At 61.9% G+C, this 17943-nt stretch carries 15 protein-coding genes; 6 read left to right on the top strand and 9 right to left on the bottom strand.

Annotated features, from left to right (window positions below):
• Positions 1–185: 185 nt before the first annotated feature.
• Positions 186–866 carry a hypothetical protein gene (locus ACOOHD_RS18170; protein ID WP_420459297.1) on the bottom strand — a complete coding sequence of 227 codons (681 nt, stop codon included), beginning with the start codon at positions 864–866 and terminating at the stop codon, positions 186–188.
• Between the two features lie 276 nt (positions 867–1142).
• On the opposite strand from ACOOHD_RS18170, the gene argE reads away from it, so the two are divergent.
• Entirely contained in the window at positions 1143–2291 is a 1149-nt protein-coding gene (gene argE / locus ACOOHD_RS18165; RefSeq protein WP_420459296.1) for an acetylornithine deacetylase, read from the top strand.
• Positions 2292–2311: 20 nt separating this feature from the next.
• Here argE and ACOOHD_RS18160 read toward each other — a convergent pair whose 3' ends face one another.
• Positions 2312–2803, bottom strand: coding sequence for a DUF4385 domain-containing protein (locus ACOOHD_RS18160; RefSeq protein WP_420461450.1), 492 nt, complete (start codon positions 2801–2803; stop codon positions 2312–2314).
• A 115-nt stretch (positions 2804–2918) separates the two neighbouring features.
• On the opposite strand from ACOOHD_RS18160, the gene ACOOHD_RS18155 reads away from it, so the two are divergent.
• Positions 2919–4106 carry an OmpA family protein gene (locus ACOOHD_RS18155; protein ID WP_420459295.1) on the top strand — a complete coding sequence of 396 codons (1188 nt, stop codon included), beginning with the start codon at positions 2919–2921 and terminating at the stop codon, positions 4104–4106.
• Positions 4107–4117: 11 nt separating this feature from the next.
• On the opposite strand, the gene ACOOHD_RS18150 is transcribed toward ACOOHD_RS18155, so the two are convergent.
• On the bottom strand, positions 4118–5680 hold the full coding sequence (locus tag ACOOHD_RS18150; protein ID WP_420459294.1) for a YifB family Mg chelatase-like AAA ATPase: 1563 nt from the start codon (positions 5678–5680) through the stop codon (positions 4118–4120).
• A 104-nt stretch (positions 5681–5784) separates the two neighbouring features.
• Here ACOOHD_RS18150 and ACOOHD_RS18145 point away from each other — a divergent pair, with 104 nt between their 5' ends.
• Together ACOOHD_RS18145 and ACOOHD_RS18140 are read left to right on the top strand one after the other, a co-directional pair.
• Positions 5785–7008: a hypothetical protein gene (locus ACOOHD_RS18145; RefSeq protein ID WP_420459293.1), complete on the top strand. Its 1224-nt coding sequence runs from the start codon at positions 5785–5787 to the stop codon at positions 7006–7008.
• A 269-nt stretch (positions 7009–7277) separates the two neighbouring features.
• Positions 7278–8417, top strand: coding sequence for a M23 family metallopeptidase (locus tag ACOOHD_RS18140; RefSeq protein WP_420459292.1), 1140 nt, complete (start codon positions 7278–7280; stop codon positions 8415–8417).
• Positions 8418–8579: 162 nt separating this feature from the next.
• Here the strand turns inward: ACOOHD_RS18140 and ACOOHD_RS18135 are convergent, their stop codons facing one another.
• The 3 genes from ACOOHD_RS18135 to ACOOHD_RS18125 form a co-directional block, all read right to left on the bottom strand.
• Positions 8580–9161 (bottom strand): Crp/Fnr family transcriptional regulator, encoded by a 582-nt coding sequence (locus tag ACOOHD_RS18135; RefSeq protein ID WP_420459291.1) that lies wholly within the window; start codon positions 9159–9161, stop codon positions 8580–8582.
• Between the two features lie 89 nt (positions 9162–9250).
• Positions 9251–10675: a 23S rRNA (uracil(1939)-C(5))-methyltransferase RlmD gene (gene rlmD, locus ACOOHD_RS18130; protein WP_420459290.1), complete on the bottom strand. Its 1425-nt coding sequence runs from the start codon at positions 10673–10675 to the stop codon at positions 9251–9253.
• Positions 10676–10871: 196 nt separating this feature from the next.
• The gene (locus tag ACOOHD_RS18125) at positions 10872–13382 is read right to left on the bottom strand and encodes a PIG-L family deacetylase (protein ID WP_420459289.1); all 2511 of its coding nucleotides are present in this window, start codon (positions 13380–13382) and stop codon (positions 10872–10874) included.
• A 69-nt stretch (positions 13383–13451) separates the two neighbouring features.
• On the opposite strand from ACOOHD_RS18125, the gene ACOOHD_RS18120 reads away from it, so the two are divergent.
• The gene (locus tag ACOOHD_RS18120; RefSeq protein ID WP_420459288.1) at positions 13452–14315 is read left to right on the top strand and encodes an alpha/beta hydrolase; all 864 of its coding nucleotides are present in this window, start codon (positions 13452–13454) and stop codon (positions 14313–14315) included.
• Here the strand turns inward: ACOOHD_RS18120 and ACOOHD_RS18115 are convergent.
• Complete coding sequence (locus ACOOHD_RS18115) at positions 14275–15276, bottom strand: tetratricopeptide repeat protein (RefSeq protein WP_420459287.1); 1002 nt, start codon at positions 15274–15276, stop codon at positions 14275–14277. The two genes, ACOOHD_RS18120 and ACOOHD_RS18115, sit on opposite strands and share 41 nt — an antisense overlap.
• Positions 15277–15315: 39 nt before the next feature.
• Here ACOOHD_RS18115 and ftcD point away from each other — a divergent pair, with 39 nt between their 5' ends.
• Entirely contained in the window at positions 15316–16320 is a 1005-nt protein-coding gene (gene ftcD / locus ACOOHD_RS18110; protein WP_420459286.1) for a glutamate formimidoyltransferase, read from the top strand.
• On the opposite strand, the gene ACOOHD_RS18105 is transcribed toward ftcD, so the two are convergent.
• A complete protein-coding gene (locus ACOOHD_RS18105) occupies positions 16250–16744 on the bottom strand; it encodes a hypothetical protein (protein ID WP_420459285.1) in 495 nt (164 codons plus the stop codon). The genes ftcD and ACOOHD_RS18105 overlap by 71 nt on opposite strands.
• Positions 16745–16805: 61 nt before the next feature.
• Positions 16806–17939, bottom strand: coding sequence for a hypothetical protein (locus tag ACOOHD_RS18100; RefSeq protein WP_420459284.1), 1134 nt, complete (start codon positions 17937–17939; stop codon positions 16806–16808).
• Positions 17940–17943: the final 4 nt, after the last annotated feature.

Below are 17943 nucleotides of genomic sequence, written 5' to 3'. Positions count from 1 at the left end.
AGATAAAATGTAGACCGGCGCTGCGCGACCGGTTAGACCCCTCGCTACGCGTTCGGGGGTAGACCGCGTTGCGGATAGAGCTGCCGCTGTCATGCCTGCGAGACGAGTCTAACCCGAAGGGTCTATCCGCGCAGCGGTCTACGCCCGAACGCGCCAGCGAGGGCTCTACCCCAGCAAAGCTGGGTCTAATACTCTTTAAGCTGCGTCTTCACCTGCTCCACCACCCGCATCTGCGTCTCGATCTCGCGCTGCTTAGTCTCCTGGTCCAGGAGGTTCTGCTGGATTTCGGCCTCGCGCTCGGCAATGAGCTGCTGGGCATCGACGATGTCCTTCTCGGCGCGCTCCTTGTCCTTGCGCAGGCGGTCAAGTTCCTTCTCTAGGTCCTTGAGGCGGTCTTCTTGGGAGTCGACGTCGTCCGCGATCTGCTCGCGGCTCACGGTGAGGGCGAAGCGCATCAGCATCTTCTCGGCCTCCAGGTACTGCCCACGGTCCAAAGCAGGGCTTACGTAGCCGTCGGGGGTGGCGATCCAGACCATGAGTTCGCTGCCGTTACCGACCTCGCGCACCTGACTGTACATATCTACCTTACTGCCGGCGCTCACTCCGGGTAACTCGAAATTGAGGCTCGAAAGCTCACCGGTGCGCACCTTCTTCGTCTTACTGGTTCTGACCTTATAGTTGTCCTTCAGGTAGTCCTCCCACAGGTTCTCGACCAGCTTCGGTTGGGCGGAGGGGAGCTCCAGGATGAGGGCGTCGTTGTTGCCGCGGCTCATCATCTGCTGCTGCGTCGTGACCTGCCCGGTCAGCTTGGCCGCCGCCAGCAGGAGCAGGGCAATGAAGGTGAGGGTAAAAATGTGATCTTTCATAGCGGTGAGGTACGTTCGGTGATAGGACGCTGGTGGGGGCGGTTGGTCACTAAGGTAAGGGGTTAGGGGGTTAGGGGGTTAAGGAGTTAAGGGGCAGGAGGCAGACGTGATAGGTGCTACAGAAGCGGCAGAGGTAGGGTAAGTGGGACGGGACCGCAGGTGCAACGCTAGACGAGCGGAGCGAGCAAAGCCACCCCCTAACCCCTTAGCTCCTTAACCCCTTAGCTCCTTAACCCCTTAGCTCCTTAACCCCCTGCCCCTACCTACCTTCGCCCTATGACCGCCACCGAAATCCTCGCCCAGCTCGTCTCCTTTCCCGTACTCGGCGGACAGAGTAATCTGCCCATACTGCACTGGATCGAGCAGTACCTCACCGACCACGGAGTAGCCTACACCCTGGTCCCGAACGAAACCGGTGATAAGGCCTGTCTGCACTGCCGCATCGGCCCGGCCACGGACGGGGGGGTGATCCTGAGCGGACACATGGACGTGGTGCCGACCGAGGGGCAGCCCTGGGATACCGATCCCTTCGAGCTAATACCGAAGGGGGACCGACTGTACGCCCGCGGCAGCTGCGACATGAAGGGTTTCGTGGCCTGCTGCCTGGCCGCCGTGCCGATGTTCCAGGCGGCGGAACTGGCCCGACCGGTCTACTTTGCCTTCAGTTACGACGAGGAGATCGGCTGTATAGCGGGCGATATTATGGCGGAGGCGGTGCGGGATCACTACGCTGAGCGGCCACTAGGGGCCATCATCGGAGAGCCGACGATGCTGCAGCCGATGGTGGGGCAAAAGGGGATCATGGTGTATACGACCGTGGTCACGGGTAGTCAGGGGCATAGCAGCCGCATCATGGAGGAGGTCGATGCGGTGCACGAGGCGGCCCATCTGATCGTCTGGCTGGAAGAAAAGATGAAGGCCCTCCTTGCCGCCGGACATACCGATGATCGTTTTTACCCCAACCATACTAGCATCCACGTGGGTAGAATCAGGGGTGGGACGGCCTTCAACATCATCGCCAACGAGTGCCGCTTCGACTGGGACTACCGCACTATTCCGCAGGACGATGCGGCGGAGCTGTTTTCGGACTTCGAAGCTTTCTGCCGGGAGCGGGAGGCGCTGCGGCGGCAGGTGTACCCGGACTTTAGTATCGAGCATATCCCGATGCATCCACCGGTCCCTCCACTCGACACCGCCGAGGAGGAGCCGATCGTGGAATTGGTGAAGTCCATAAGCGGTAATGCGACTACCGGAACGGTGGCCTTCGCTGCCGAGGCCGGACAGTTCTCGAACGCGGGTTTCCCAAGTGTGATCTGCGGGCCGGGCGATATCGCGCAAGCGCACCGGGCCAATGAGTTTGTGGCCGTGGAGCAGCTGGCGGGGTGTATGCGAATGCTGGAACGGCTGGCGGGGGATCTGTCGTAGCCCCCTCGGCGGACGAGAAGCTAGCCATACTTCTCAATGAAAGCCGCCTTCTGCCGCACGTACTCCGGGTGCTGCTTCGCCTCGTCCCACTTCGCCTTAAAGATCCGGGCAGATTCGGCCTTGACGAGGTCTTCTTCTTGGCGGTCCAGCTGCTCCCGGCCGTGGCTACCACTCTGTCCTTTCTTATCATCGGGCACCGGACCGTCGTACTTCTTGCCGCCCTTGTAGTTAGCGTAGCGGCGCGCGCGGGTATAGCCCATCTGGAGGAACTTACGGGCCATGTCGGCCCCCACAAAATCTTTCGCGGCGAGGTAGTCTAAGAACATACCGTAAATTGTTTGCGACGATGCCGTGGCGGCCTCCGGGTCCTTGAAGCGCCAGTGAGGTAGGATCTCCGACTTATAGGGCTCTACCAAAAGCACCCCCTGCTCGCCCTTCCCGATGGCGTAGAGCTCCGGCTGCGCCCGTAGATCGAGCTGTTTGTAGTCGCGGCTGTAGTCAAAGGGGCGCACGCCACGGTAACAAACTATTTGCACCAATTTGTTGTCTGGGGCGTTAGGGAGGATACTATGGATCATGGTGCGCCGGCCAGCGTAGGTCGCCGGCGTTCAGCACAACTGAGACGAGATGCGCTATTACTACCTGCCGCTGCTGGCTCTGCTGAGCCTCACCCTGGGTGGCCAGTCCGGCCCCGACGGCACAATCTTCCTGACCAATCCGTCCTTCGAAGACGATGTACCCCGTGTGGGTGCCGCACCCCGCTACTGGAGCGACTGCGGCTTCATCGGTGAATCGGCCGTTGACATCCAGCCCGATCCCCTGCGGGAGTTCAAAGTGGTGAAGCCCGCCCAGGCCGGCAAGACCTACCTCGGCATGGTCACCCGCGACAACGAGACCTACGAGCGCGTCGGACAGCGCATGAGCGCGCCCATGGTCGCCGGCCAGTGTTACGAGCTAAGCATCCAACTGGCCCGCTCGGAGATGTACATGTCCAGGAGCCGCCTCACTGATGACGAGGCCAATTACGTCAAGCCCGTCAAACTGCGCGTGCGCGGCGGCTACAGCATCTGCGACCTCGGTGAGGTGCTCGGGGAGAGCCCCCTGGTCGATAACTGGGACTGGCAGGAGTACCGTATCAAACTCGAGCCCACCCAGGACTACACCTTCATCGTACTGGAAGCCTACTACAAGCAGCCCATCCTGTTCGCCTACAACGGTAACCTGCTACTCGACAACGCCCAACCGCTCGTGCCCGTAGCCTGCGAGCAGGAGCTGGACGCCCCCCGCCAGTCCCGTGCCGATGAGGTCGTTGTTGCCGAGCCGGAGCCGGAAGCAGCCGACCCCGCCACGGTCCCTACCCCGGAGCGCGCACGGCCCGAGTCTACCGTAACCAGCCGCCCGCAGGCCCCCGCCGGCCCGGTCGTGAAGCTGGGCAACACGCGCGGGGAACTCAAAATCGGACAGGTCTTTGAGATCGACGACATCATCTTTGAGGCCAACAGCGCTACCCTCGAACAGGAAAGCGAGGAAGCCCTCAACGAGATCGTAAACTTCCTGCGCCAGAACACCGACGTAGTCGTTGAGATCGGGGGCCACGCCAGCTACCGCGCTGGCCCCGTCTACGCCAGCCGCATCAGCGAGGAGCGCGCCGTGGCAGTGATCGACTACCTACAGTCGCAGCACATCGGGTCGGCCCAACTTCTTCCCCGGGGCTACGGTAAATCCCGCCCCGTCTGCATGGAGGACACTGAGGCCTGTAACCAGCGCAACCAGCGGGTGGAGGTCAAGATCCTTAAGCTTCGCAACAGCCGCTAGGGTACATTCACCTAGCGCTCCCCCCAACTGCCCCGATCCAGACTACGAAAGTTGATGGCCTCGGCGATGTGGGCCGGAGAGATGGTTAGGGCAGCTTCCAGATCGGCCACCGTACGCGCTACTTTCAGAATACGGTCGTAGGCCCGGGCACTCAGCTGTAGCTTTTCCATGGCGGTGCGCAGCAGCTTTCGTCCGGCGGCATCGAGACCACAGTACTCCCGCACGAGGCGGCTGGGCATCTGGGCATTGCAGTGGATGCCGCGCTGCTCCCCGAAACGCGCCTCCTGAAGGACTCGTGCGGCCTGAACCCGCTCGGCGATGACGGTGCTGCCCTCCGGCTTCCGGGCCGGGGCCTTGGTGAGTTTATCCAAAGAGACCGGAGTGACCTCCACGTGCAGATCGATCCGGTCGAGCAGGGGGCCACTGATCCGGTGTAGGTAACGCTTCACGGCACTGGGTGCGCACATGCACTCCTTGTCGGGGTGGTTGAAGTACCCACAGGGACAGGGGTTCATGCTGGCGATGAGCATGAAGCTGGAGGGAAATTCTACGGTGATCCGGGCACGACTGATCACCACCCGGCGCTCCTCCATGGGCTGGCGCATCACCTCCAGGGCGGTGCGTTTGAACTCCGGTAGCTCGTCCAGAAAGAGCACCCCATTATGGGCCAGGCTGATCTCGCCCGGGCTTGGAAAGCTGCCACCCCCCACCAGGGCTACGTCGCTGATCGTATGGTGGGGAGCACGAAAGGGCCGGCGGGTGATCAGGGCGTTGTTGGCCGGTAGCGTACCGGCAACGGAATGAATCTTGGTGGTCTCCAGGGCCTCCCGCAGGGTCAGTGGGGGCAGGATGGTGGGCAGGCGGCGGGCAAGCATTGTTTTACCGGCACCGGGGGGGCCGATCAGGATGACGTTGTGCCCGCCGGCCGCGGCAATCGTCAAGGCGCGCTTGATGTTTTCCTGTCCCCGCACGTCACTGAAGTCGACATCGAAGACGGTGCGTTCGCGGGCGAACTCGGCGCGCGTATCGACCTCCGTAGGGGCGATCTGCTCTCTACCGGAAATAAACTGCGCCGCCTGCTTGAGACTACCCACTCCGTAGATATCCAGCCCATCGACGATGGCCGCTTCCCGGGCATTTTCCCGCGGCAGGAGCATCCCCTTATACCCGAGCTGCCGGGCCGTGATGGCAATGGGCAGGGCCCCCTTGATGGGCCGGACCTCCCCGCCCAGGGAGAGCTCCCCCATGATGAGGTAGTCCTTCAGGTCGGGGGCGTACATCTGGTTGGTGGCCTGGAGGTAGGCCATGGCAATGGGCAGATCGTAGGCGGCGCCCTCCTTACGCACATCGGCCGGGGCCAGGTTGATGACCGTGCGCAGGCGCAGGTTGCGGAAGCCGCTGTTGCGCAGGGCGGTCTCTACCCGGTAGCTCCCCTCGCGGATGGCGCTGTCGGGCAGGCCAATCACGTTGTACCAGGGTTTATTCTCCGGGACGTTGCCGCCGGCGTTTACCTCTACGATGATGGAGCGTGCGTCCACTCCCTGGACGGCGCTAGCGTATGTCTTAACTAACATGTGAGCTGTGGTTAGCAGCGCACGTTTCCCGCCACAATGATAACGCAATTTGTTTATTATTCAAACAGTATCATACAATTAATTCCATCCTATCTTCGTCCCCAATGGGCAGCACGCTGCGAGAACGCTTCATTCAGGACGCCGTAGCCGAGCGGCTCAACGGGCAGTACTACCGCCGCCGGCCCGCTTACGTGAATACCGAGGTGTACACCCGCCTGCGCCGGGCCGACGTGCTGCTGGCCTTCATGCGCGCCCCCGGCCGGCCCTACGTAGTGGTCGTAGAGGCTAAGAGCCGTTCTACGATTCACCAGCTCAAGCTGCGTACCAGTGCCCACCGGGCCCGGTGGGCGGGCCGAGTGCTCAGCCTGCTGCTCATCGTAGGTTTGCTGCTCTTGTTGGGGTACGAATGGTACTTTAACGCCTGGAATACCCTGCTCCTACTGGGGCTCTTCGTGACTGGTTCAGTGGCGATCACCGGACTGGTCACCCGACTACAGCTCAGCTTTACCCAGCGCATCGGAGCCATCGAGCAGCTCGGTCGGTACCCGGCTAACGAGAGTTGGATCGCTGTGGGCAACGATACCTTCGCCCAGTCGGACGAGGAGGCCACGCTTCGGCGGCAGTGCCGCAAGCATGGCGTCGGCCTGATCGTGGTCAATGCGGCCGGCAAACTTACCCTGCGGGAAAAACCCCGCCCCCGCCACGTGTTCAATGATTACCTCAGCCGCTACGGCAGGCGGAAGGATATTCTAGCCCAGATCGAGCAAGACCCTAACTACGGCCCTACCCCACCCGAGCGGCGGCAAAACCGGCGGCGCTTTCTCCACATCGCCCTACTGCTTGCCCTTACGGGCCTCCTGGTGCTGCTGGGGTACGAGCGCAGTTACGGCCCCGTGGTGCCCGATCCCTTTTCCCACCCCCGGTACCGTTCTCCGGAAGTAGTGATCGGTAGCCCGTCCGGTACGGTAGGCGGAGAGGTGTTCGGACCTACCGTTGCACCTGGCTTACCTCTAGGGCCCCTACCCCAGATCACGCAGGCCCCGGACTGTGCGGTGGAAGCGGGAGGACGGTTTGTGGTGGTGGACGCGGTGCTATCCCGGCAGGAAGCCAACCGGCGACTGAGCGTACTACGGGCGGCCGGACTGCGGGGTCACGAGCTCATGTGGGCAGGCTGTATCGACGAGGCAGCTGAGCTGCTAGTGGTGTACACCGGCAGGGGCTACCCCAATTTAGCGCGGGCGGAAGAAACGGCGCGCGCCTACCGGGAGCTGCTGACCAACCTAGGCGTGCCGGTAGTGGTGGGACGGCCGGGAACGCTGGTGCAATAAGGGTACGCGACGAAAAAAGCTAGGCGTAGTAAAAATTGCTTGTGTTAAGTTTAACTATTTGCGCCACTGTACTGCGGGCAATGCTGCTGAATGGAGCATGAGCGCAGGATCATTTTTTGAAAGCACTCTCTTGAAAGATAGTTTGCCGTGCTCCTCCTGAGCATTTTACCTGCCCCTGAGTAGGTTGTAAGCAGCTGTTTTGCTGGGTGGTTGCATGGTAAGTCCTCCGCTGATTGATCCAAACCGACTACCGGAGCGTTGTTTCAGCCATGGCCCGTCACCATACCCCCCGGTCGTACTGGCGCCTGCTCATCCCCCTGCTGTTCGTTGCTGTCTACCTCAGTGGGGGCTGTACCAAGTGGCGAACGGGACTGGAACGCTGGGTCGATGAAACTTTCGGAAGCGCTACGCCGCGCGAGCAGTACGCCTGGGGTAAACCCTTCGCTGCGGCTACTATGGCGCGCTGGGACACCGCCTTCGTCCGGTCCACTCGCGATACCCTGCGGGTGGAGCTCCCCCACGAGGAGCTCATCGTCCCGGATACCAACGTGCTCTACACCGCCAATGCCTGGGACTTCTACCTGCCCCCGGGGCGGCAGTTGCGCATCAGCGCCGGGGGCAGTGGTCCGCTCTTTGGGGAACTGTACACTACGGAGGGGGAGCAGCTCCTGGTGTGGGATACCCTTTCGCCAAGCCTAAGTTACGAGACCGGGGCACCGGCGGGGCAGAACCTGCGCTTCGTGTTACAGACCGCGCCTTACGCCGATAGCAGCTACCGGCTGCAGATGATATCGGTTCCGGCCCTACTTTTCCCGGTAGCCGGCAAGGATGAAACGGCGATTCGGAGCTTCTGGGGGGCCAGTCGCGACGGGGGCCAGCGGCGGCACGAGGGCAACGACATTTTTGCCGATCGGGGCACGCCCCTACTGGCGGTTGCGGAGGGGCGGGTTTCGCGGGTGCGCAACGGCGGGCTGGGGGGCAAGACGGTGTGGCTCCGGGACGGGGAGCGGGGACTAAACTACTACTACGCCCACCTGGATAGCCAGCTGGTGCGGGCCGGAGAGCACGTCGAGCGGGGGGATACCGTTGGCCTGGTGGGCAATACGGGCAATGCGCGCACTACGCCGCCCCATCTTCATTTCGGCATTTACGCTAATGGGGCGCGCGACCCCTATCCGTACCTCCAGGGGGAAGACCCGGCACCTACTCCACCGGCTGAATTTCCCGGGCGGCGGACAGAGGTGCCCCTGCGGGGTAACCACTACCTGCGCATCGCGCCGCAGCGTGAGGCGGCTAATGTGATTCGGCAGCTAGAGGGTGGGGAGCCATTGATCGATCTGGGAGTGACGGGGCGGTACCACCGGGTACGCACCGGGAGGGGGGAGCTGGGCTACGCCAACTTCGACTAAAAAAAGACGCCCGTCCCCTGGGAAAGGGAACGGGCGTGGAGTTCTAAAAAACTGAGTTTGTTCAAAGTGTCAATATGTAGCCAATAAAATCTGAGGCAAAGATGGTGTCTTTTGTTGTTTGGACAATTCACTTTTGTTAAAAAAGCCGCAAAAAGTTTCCCTTTATCGGAGACTTTGTTTAATTCTACTGAGTGATTGCGGTCTTACGCCGATGTAATCGGCAATCACACCGGCAGGAATGTGGCTGACGAACTGGGGGTACCGCTCCCGAAAGTAGAGGTACCGATCGGTGGCCTTCATCGGCAGCATCACTTCTTTTTCGCGCGACAGGGACAGGATGCGCCGCAGAATGAAGTCCTGGAGCAGCTGGTACCACTCCGGGTTCTGCCTGATCAGGTTCTGGAGGTGGTTATCAATGATGGCCAGCTGGCAATCGGTCACGCACTCTATCGTGTAGGAGGCCGGCTGGTTGTAGAGTGTACCCTCCACACAGCCGGCGAAATCACCCGGCCCGGCCAGAATGCGCACGTAATTATGGCCTGCCTCATTGGTGTTGTATAGCTGTAGGTAGCCGGAGAGTAGGTACACGACCGGTGGGTTTCGGTCACCCTCGTGGAATACGACCTCCTTGGCCGAATAGCCGCGACGATACAACTGCTCGGTGAGGCGCCGAGCGTCCTCCGGTCGGGCACCGTGCCGCAACAATTGCTCCACAATGGGTCGGTAAGTTTCAGTAGGGATCATGGGATAAAGACTGCCTCAAATGCACGGGTCGGTAGGGCACCGCCCCTAGCAGTCCGTACCTCCCTCCCAAGGGCAGGCCCACTAGCGATTTACAAGTTACGTAACCTAAGCGAAACGACACTTTCCACGTGACTGGTATGGGGAAACATATCCACCGGTCGGGCGCGCTCCACGACGTACTTTTCCGCCAGAAGGGCCAAATCACGTGCCTGGGTGGCGGGATTGCAACTTACGTACACCAGGCGGGGGGCGGCAAGTTGCAACAGCATGTCAACTACCTTAGGGTGCATGCCCGCGCGGGGCGGATCGGTGAGGAGTACGTCGGGCCGACCGTGCGTAGCTGCAAACTCCTCGGTGAGGATAGCCCGCACGTCGCCGGCGTAAAACGTCGCGTTGGTCACGCCGTTCAACGCGGCGTTTACGTGGGCATCGTCGATGGCCGCGGCGATCTCCTCGATCCCCACCACCTGCCGGCACCGATTGGCTAGGTACAGGGCGATGGAGCCGATACCGGTGTAAAGATCGTAGACGTTCTCCGTACCCGTGAGCCCGGCATAATCGGCCGCGATGGCATAGAGTCGCTCGGCCTGGACGGAATTGGTCTGAAAAAAGGATTTGGGGCCGATGCGGAACGCTACGTGCCCCAGCCGCTCGGTGACGTAGTCGGTACCGGCGTAGTGGACCATCTCCAGGTCCATCAGGTACTCGTTGACCTTGGGGTTGATGCAGTAGAAGAGGCTACTGATCGCGGTGCCGAAGCGCTCGAGGGCTGCATCCAAAAAGCGGGTGATCGTCTCGCGCTCATCGGCAAAGAAAGCCACCACCAGCATGCACTGTCCCGTGGTGGTGGTGCGTACCATGAGCTGCCGCAGTAGCCCGTGCCGCTCGCGCATATCGAAAAAGGTCACGCCGAGCTCCGCAGCCAGGGCACGCAGTCCGTTGCGTAGCTCATTGCTGGGACCGTGCTGTAGATGGCAGTGCTCGATCTGAATGAGCTTATCGTAAGCGCCGGCCTTATGAAAACCGATCACCGGCACCTCGTTGTCGATGTCGGTGCCGATCTCCTCCGTAGTGAGCCAGCGGCGGTTGGCGCAGCCGAACTCCAGTTTGTTGCGGTAGTACTGGATCTCGGTGCTGCCCAGGATCGGCTCCCACTGCTCCACCTCCACCTTGCCAATACGGGCAAAGGCATCGTGCACCATACGCTCCTTCTCCCGCAACTGCCCGGTGTAGCCAAAGTGCTGCCACTTACACCCGCCGCAAACGCCGAAGTGCTGGCAGAAGGGCTCCACCCGCTCGCTCGACCGCTTGATGAAGCGGGTGGGGGCGGCGAAGAGTAGTTTCTTCTTTTTGCGAAAGGGGCGTACGTCCACTACGTCACCCGGTGCTACATCCTCCACAAAGACGGTCATACCTTCGGGCGTCTTGCCTACACAGAAGCCCTTGTCGGCCAGGCCGGTGATACGTACCTGCTCGATGCGGTCGGGGAAGCGGTTTTTTCCTCTGCGGGCCATGGTGGTTGGGTTGTTGCGTTTAGGAGTTATTGAGTTGTGGACGTTGGAGGTGTGGTAGGTGTGGTAGGCGGAATAAGGGGGCGGGGCCGCAGGTGCAATACTAATGAGACACTACTTCCGGCAGCGCTACCCCACACCGACGAGCGAAGCGAGCACCCTCAAAACGCAGCAACCCAACAACCCCCAAACGCAACAACTACTGCCCTAAGGCAATCAGATTAGCAAACAACCGGTACGCCCCAGGCACTCCCGCCGGTAGTTCCCGGAAGAAGCTATATCCAGTATACACGAAGTGCCCCTCCCCATAATCGGCCACCAGCAGTCCCCCATCGTGCGACTCCTCGCCGGGGTCGTGGCTGCCGAGCAGGGCGGTGTACTCCGGGGCCCACTTGTTGGGGAAATAGAGGCCGCGCTCCTGCACCCAGCCGGTGAAGTCGGCCGCGGTGATCTTATTGGGGTAGTTGAGGGCGGGGTGGTTAGGGGCCAGGATATCCACGGGGGCGTCCTCAACGGTGACCCGGTCGCGGCTCAACTCCAGGGGGTAGGGACCGAGCTCCTTTTCGCCTATTTTAAGCCCCCGATCGGTATTGTACTGCACGATGAGCGTACCACCTTGCTTGACATAGTTCAGGAGGCGGGGTTGGTAGACGGGCATCCGGTCCAGGGTGTTGTAGGCGCGCACCCCAACTACAATGGCGTCATACTTGCTCAGGTCGCCGATGGAGGCCTCCACGTCATCAATGGCGGAGACGTCGAGTCCGATGGAACTGAGCGCCTCGGGAATGGCATCGCCCGCCCCGTTCAGGTAGCCCACCGTGCGGCCGGCCGTGCGTAACTCCACCCGCGCTACGGCGGCATCTCCGGGCAGGGCAGCCGTCTGGGTAGGAATGTGGGGGTGGTCGATGATGACCAGGCGGCGGTCGTAGACCTTGTCGTCGTTCGCAAGCGTCAACTGGGGGGTGATGCGACCCTGGCTCTGTCCTTCCGGCGGAGTAAGGGTGAAGGTGTAGAAGCTTTCCTGTCCTTTTTTACCGAGGGTGACGGGCTGACTGGTGGGGCTCACCGACCACCCGTCGGGAACGTCCAGACGTAGCTCCCCCTCCCGCTCGTTGACGGCACTAGTGACCTTGACAGTAACTGGCTTGGAGTCGTTGCCGGTGAAGAGGTAGCTAAGTTCGCCGCACTCCACGAAGACCGGGGGGAGCAGGCCAAAGGGCTGGAATTGTTCGCCGGCTACGGGGTCAGTGTAGTGGTAGCGGACGGGGTAGGTAAGTCCGAACCCCGCGTCCCCAATGCTGAATAGCACATTTACCTCAAGATATTCAGGACCTTCCGGGCGGCCACGTAGCGTTTGGTTTTCTACGCTGTACATTCCTAACTGCCACTCTTGCTGTAACCAGTATGGTCCACTAGTAGATTCGTCAGCGCTAGCTACTCGCTGTAAGGTGTCAAAGTAGGATAGGCCCGGTTGTAAAGTTATAGGATCGCTCGTGCCATTAATCTCGACTATTGCCGGAGTTGTGAGCTCCAAGTCAAGTAGGTTGATCACTTGATCGCTGCGGTTGGAAATCTCCACCACCGTCGTAATGGTATCGCCCGCCACAGCAAAGGGTGTTTTCGTAGTGGCCGATACGTACAAGCCGAGGACGCCAGCTATTATATACTGTAGTTCACCTAGTTTAGTTTCCTTCCAGTAGGAATCGGGTAGCGACCGCAGCGATTGTTGCACCAGTAGAAGACCAGGCGCCGAGGCAGCCGGATCGGCATAGTCAAAATTAGCGGCGATCGAGTCGATCAGCGTGCCGATCTCCGCGCCCCCCGGCACCCGGCTCCAGTCCATCACGATGCCGGCAAAGGGGTCGCCATCTACTCCGTTACTTTCCCCCTTCAGCAGTTCCAGCTTTTCTACCGTGGCGGCCCGGCTACCTGCGCTACCGAAGCCCTGACTCTTGTGCTGACTGCGACTGCGGGCGGCAATCTCAGCAATGCTCTCGCCCAGTTTAGGCAAATAGGAATTAATTTCCACGGTGATGATGTCGTTGGTGTCCACGTAGTCCGGCAGGGTGTCGCTGCCCCAGCTGTAGGCGTTCCAGTACAGTCGCCTGGGCTGCCAGGGCTCGACGCCCGCGCTGAGCTGCTCGGAAAAGGCCCCCGGGTCACCCGCCAGGTCGAAGGCCTCCATGCCGATGACGGCCGAGGCCGTATGGTGGCCGTGGGTAGAGCCCGGGGCCCGGGGATCGAAGCGCAGGATGATCACATCGGGGCGCTGCTGGCGGATCACCCAGACGGCATCCGCTAGTACCTCCCGCTTATCCCAGATGGTGAAGGTTTCGTCGGGGTGTTTGGAATAGCCGAAGTCGTTGGCGCGGGTAAAGAACTGCTTCCCCCCGTCGATGCGCCGGGCGGCCAGTAGCTCCTGGGTGCGCGTGAGGCCCAGCAGCTCGCTGATGTCGGGGGCGATGAGGTTTTGCCCGCCGTCGCCCCGCGTCATGCTCAGGTAGCCCGTCTCCACCTGTGCTACGTTGGCTAGGTAAGCGATCATGCGGGTGTTCTCATCGTCGGGGTGGGCGGCGACGTAGAGGGCCGAGCCCACTACCCCCAATTTTTGGATGGCGGCGTGCAGCTCCCCGGAGGTAGGGCGGTCGGGAGCCTGGCCCGGAAGCTGGAACGCGGCCAGCAGCGTGAGGAGCAAGTAGAGGTAGTGCAAGCGCAGTGGGGATTTTGGGGACTAGTAGGGTTGAAAACAATAAGGACAAACCAACCGTAAAGGTAGTTGATGCAACAGCCTGCGGCAGCACCCGATTGGACGCGCAAACTACGCTTCGCCCTCCGCGACACCCTGGGCCTACCCCCCTACTGGCGGCACAATGCCCGGGTACGCCGCGGCATGGCCCCCCACCGCCGGCTGGCCTACGGGCCCCACCCGCGGCAGTACTATCTCCTGCTGGAGCCCCCCGGTACTCGGCCTACCGATCCCCTCCCCTGGGCCGTATACCTCCACGGCGGGGCCTGGACCTTCGGTAGCCCGGAGGCCTTCCGCCCCGCCGCCCGCCCGTGGCTGCAACAGGATTTTCGGGTAGTACTGCCCAGCTACCGTCGCCCGCCCGGGGTACGCCTCCCCGAGATCGTCACCGACTGCCGCACGGCCCTAGCCCACCTAGCCGCCTTTGCCCGGCAGACCGGCCGGCCCCTCACCGCCCCCCAGATCGGCGGCATCAGCGCCGGCGGACACCTGGCGGCCCTCCTGGCCCTCCACCCCAAATGGTGGACCGAAGCAGGCTGGCCCGGCGGACCCACCCACGCCCTGCTCTGCGCCGCCCCGTTGGATCTTAGTATCCTGCGTCCCCGCACCGTGTTTAGCCAGCGTAGCGCCCAGGACCCCATGCAGCAGCTCGACCATGCCGCAGCGGTGCGTTGGTTGCTCCTGCACGGTACGGATGATGGTATGGTCGAATACCGCCACTCCCAGCACTTTCATCGGGCTCTAACTATGCGCGGTACGATGAGCGAGCTACACACCATCCCCGGCGGCGGGCATCTGGACAGCGGCCGCTGGACCTACGATGAGCGCAACCCCTACGCCGCTACCGTCGCCGATTTTATCCGTTCAGCCGCGCCAGTGCCTCCTGGGCGGGGGTGAAGTCGGGGTCCATGCGCAGCACCGTCTCGAAATCCCGCCGCGCCGCCGCTACATCTCCGAGCTGCTCGCTGGCATAGCCCCGGTAGAGGTAGGCCTCCATACTGGCCGGGTCGTTGTTCACCGCGATGTTGAATTCCCGGTACGCCTGCTGTAGGCTATCGAGCTCCAGCAGGATCAGCCCCGCGTTGAAATTTCCCTCCACGTACTGCCGGTCGATTGTACTCACCCTCCGGTACTCGGCCAGCGCCCGCTGCAATTGTCCGCTCCGGTAGAAGTAGTTGGCCCGCGCGTGCACCGCGATGACGTCGTTGGGATTACTCGCCACGGCACTATCGTAGTAGGCGAGTGCCCGGGGGTTGCCTCCCTGACCGGCGGACAGATCCCCCAGGAGCAGGTAGGCATCCGTCATTCCAGGGTCCAGTCGCGCGGCGGTTTGGGCGGCCGCGAGGGCCCGGGTGGTATCCCCCGCCTCGGCGTGCACCTGACTCAGGAGGTAGTAGGCCTCGGCACTGCCTGCGTTCAGGGCAATGGCCGTATCCAGCGTCGCTTCCGCCTCCCCGTACCGCTGCTGGATCAACTGGGCCTCGCCGAGGCGTAGCCGGCTTTCTACCTCCCGCGGATGCATGCGCACGGCGCGTTCCAGTACCCCAATGGCCCGGTCGGGCTGTTCGCTATCCAGGTAGAGATCGGCCAGCCCGTACGCATAGTCCAGGCTGCTACTATCGAGCCGTGTGGCCTGCTGCAGGTCGGCAACCGCATCGGGTAGATTACCCCGTTCGTAGTACAGCCGTGCACGCTGGGCGTACAGGGCGGCGTCCTCCGGGCGGGCCGCCAGGAGCTCGGTGAGTTGCACGACGGCCGGATCGCTACCCGCCGCCGTAGGTGCTTCCCGCTCCTCCGCCGGTTCCGGTCCGCAGCCAAGCACGCCGAACAGCACAAGGGGCAGCAGATAACGCAGCATGGGTTTTCTTTGCTAAACGTCCCAGCCGCCAAAAGTCCTATGCCCACCCCCCTCCTGGAATGCGTCGTCAACGTCAGCGAGGGGCGCGACCCCCGGGTGCTCGGGGCTTTCCGGGAAGCAATCGAGAGCGTACCGGATTGCTACCTGCTGCACCAGGACACGGGCCACGGCGCCCACCGCACGGTTTTTACCTTTGCCGGCGTACCTGAGGCGGTCTTTGCGGCGGCGGAAGCGGTCTACGCGGTAGCCGATCAGTACATCGACATGCAGCAGCATCGGGGCACCCACCCCCGTAGTGGAGCGGTTGATGTCTGCCCCTTCATTCCCATCTCCGGCGTCACCGAGCAGGACATCAGGGCGCGGACGCAGGTGCTAGCCCAGCGGGTGGCGGAGCGATTCCACCTCCCCGTGTACCTCTACGCCAGTAGCGCCCAGTCCTCCCCCCGCCAAAACCTGGCCAACATCCGGCGAGGAGAGTACGAAGGGCTAACGGAAAAACTCGGAGATACCGAGTGGCAGCCGGATTTCGGTCCCGCGCAGCCCCATCCGCGGCTCGGCATCACCGTCGTGGGGGTACGTCCCTTCCTCATCGCCTGGAACATTAATCTGCACCCTACGGCAACGTTAGCCCAGGCCCGGCAAGTGGCGGGGCGTTTGCGGGGATCGGGTGTGGCCGGTCGCCAGGGACTCTTTTTCGGCCTAAAGGCCATTGGTTGGAGGATTAAGGAATACGGTCGGTGTCAGATAAGCTGTAATGTGGTGGACCCCGAGCGGGTGGCCCTGGCTCAGGTATACTTTACGGCCACGGCGCTGGCTCGGGAGCTAGGGACCTCGGTCACCGGCTCGGAACTCATTGGCCTGCTACCCGCCGGGCACCTGCGCGCCGCCGCCCGCGGATTCTGCTGGACCACGGATTACATCGAAGAGATGGAGACGGCCGTGATGGTGCTGGGGCTGAACGAACTGGGCCCCTTTAACTGGCGAGACCGGGTGTTGGAAGAGGTACTTCGTGCCGCCGCGCGTAGAGGGCATCCGAGCCGATGAAGTAGGACTGCCCGTCGCGCATGCGGACGCAGAGTCCGCGCCGCCCCCCGAAGTCGATCGTGGTAAAGTCAGATGCCGGATGGGCGAGCGCACCCGACCAACGGGCCGCCGGGTTCACCTCCACAAAGTTGCATTCGGCGACATCGGCAAGGGGTAGCTTCAACTTACGCCGTAGGAGACCCTTGGTCTTCACCTTGAGGTAGCGGGTGCTGACCTTGATGCGCAGGCTGGAGCGTGGAACGAGGTACCACCCCGCCGCGACCAGTGCGGTGATGAGACTGAGGACCACCACGTCAGCAACAGTCGCACCAGCCAGAAATAACAGGACGAACCGGTAAATCAACAGGCCCGATAGGAGGATAAGCAGGGCAATAAAGCCAGGATTTCGGAAGGGCTGCTCGATGCGAACGCTGGATTTGGGCATGGCGGATTACTTGTTGTGAAGTAATACAACGCCTTAAATTAACTGGTAGTTTACCTACACTTTACATTGAGTTAACATTAATCGTTGCCTCCGCGAAGGTGGAGGAGTGTTCGCCGCCGGCTAGATCGACACGAACCAGACGGTAGAAACTGTTGCCGGCCAGCGGTTGATGGTCGATGTACCGAAAGCGCATGATGCCTTCGTCGGAAGTACCTCCGGCCACTTCGGTAAGTGCCGACCAGTAGCTGCCATCCGCGGAGCGCTCAATACGGAAGTAGTCGTACTCGGTGGCGGTGGGAAGCTGCCAGTCGAGCTGCACGCCGCCGGGCCGGGCCGTAGCCTGCAGGGTGAACTTAGGAGCGTCGAGGGGGTCACTCTCTGCGGCAATGAGGATGCGCTGGCTATTCTGGCTGAGCTGAGCACACGTGGACGTAAGCTCCGAGAGTGCAGTAGGTAGAGGCTCCCGACTGTCGTAGGCTAGTCCGTATACCGAATAAAACCCCTCCGTGAGGCGGCGAAAGTCACCCGTAGCGGAAACTTGAGCGATAGAATCTTCGGCAACGGCCAGGAAGGTGTAGACGTAGGGGTCCGGTAGCGTACCTCCGGTGTAGAGGGTGGGCTGAAGCTCTCCCGTGCTACGCAGCGTAAGGGTAAAGTCGCGGGGGTAGGGCCGGTCGTAGGCCTGTCCGGACTGCACGACCAGCGTATACTGCACCCCACCGGTGAGGGTAGCGGTGAGCGCGGGTAGGTTGCCGGTTTCGGTAAAAGTGGAGGCGACGAGACGGGCGGAATTGTCCACGGCCGGATCGAAAGTGCCTTCGAATAGCGTGAAGGAGATGTCCTCGATGGCGGCATTACTTACCGTCGCCTGGGACAAAGTCACCGTGGCGCTGGCATTGGGCGCCAGAGGATAGGCCATGAACGAATAGTCATCGGCGGCGGGTGACGCTCCGGTAGTCCGGTAGGTGAACGCCGTCGTTGGGGCGGTTCGTTCTAGGGTGCCGGATAGCGGAAAGGCCACTGGCTCACCGCCCACGAAAAAGGTGGCGAAGTTGGCGTCCGCACTTCCCGCCGTGGCGACCACCGGTGCGTCGGCGATTCCCACGTGGGTGACCATGGTAGGACAGGGTTGTGCTTCTACGAGCGAGGAAAGCAAACCGAAAACTGCGAAGAGCCAGGGGAAGGATGTGTACATAGAG

The sequence above is a fragment of the Neolewinella sp. genome, from assembly GCF_965214665.1.
In the GTDB taxonomy this organism is placed as follows: Bacteria; Bacteroidota; Bacteroidia; order Chitinophagales; family Saprospiraceae; genus Neolewinella.
Note: the sequence above shows the minus strand (reverse complement) of the source record. Positions and strands in the feature narration are given on the sequence as shown.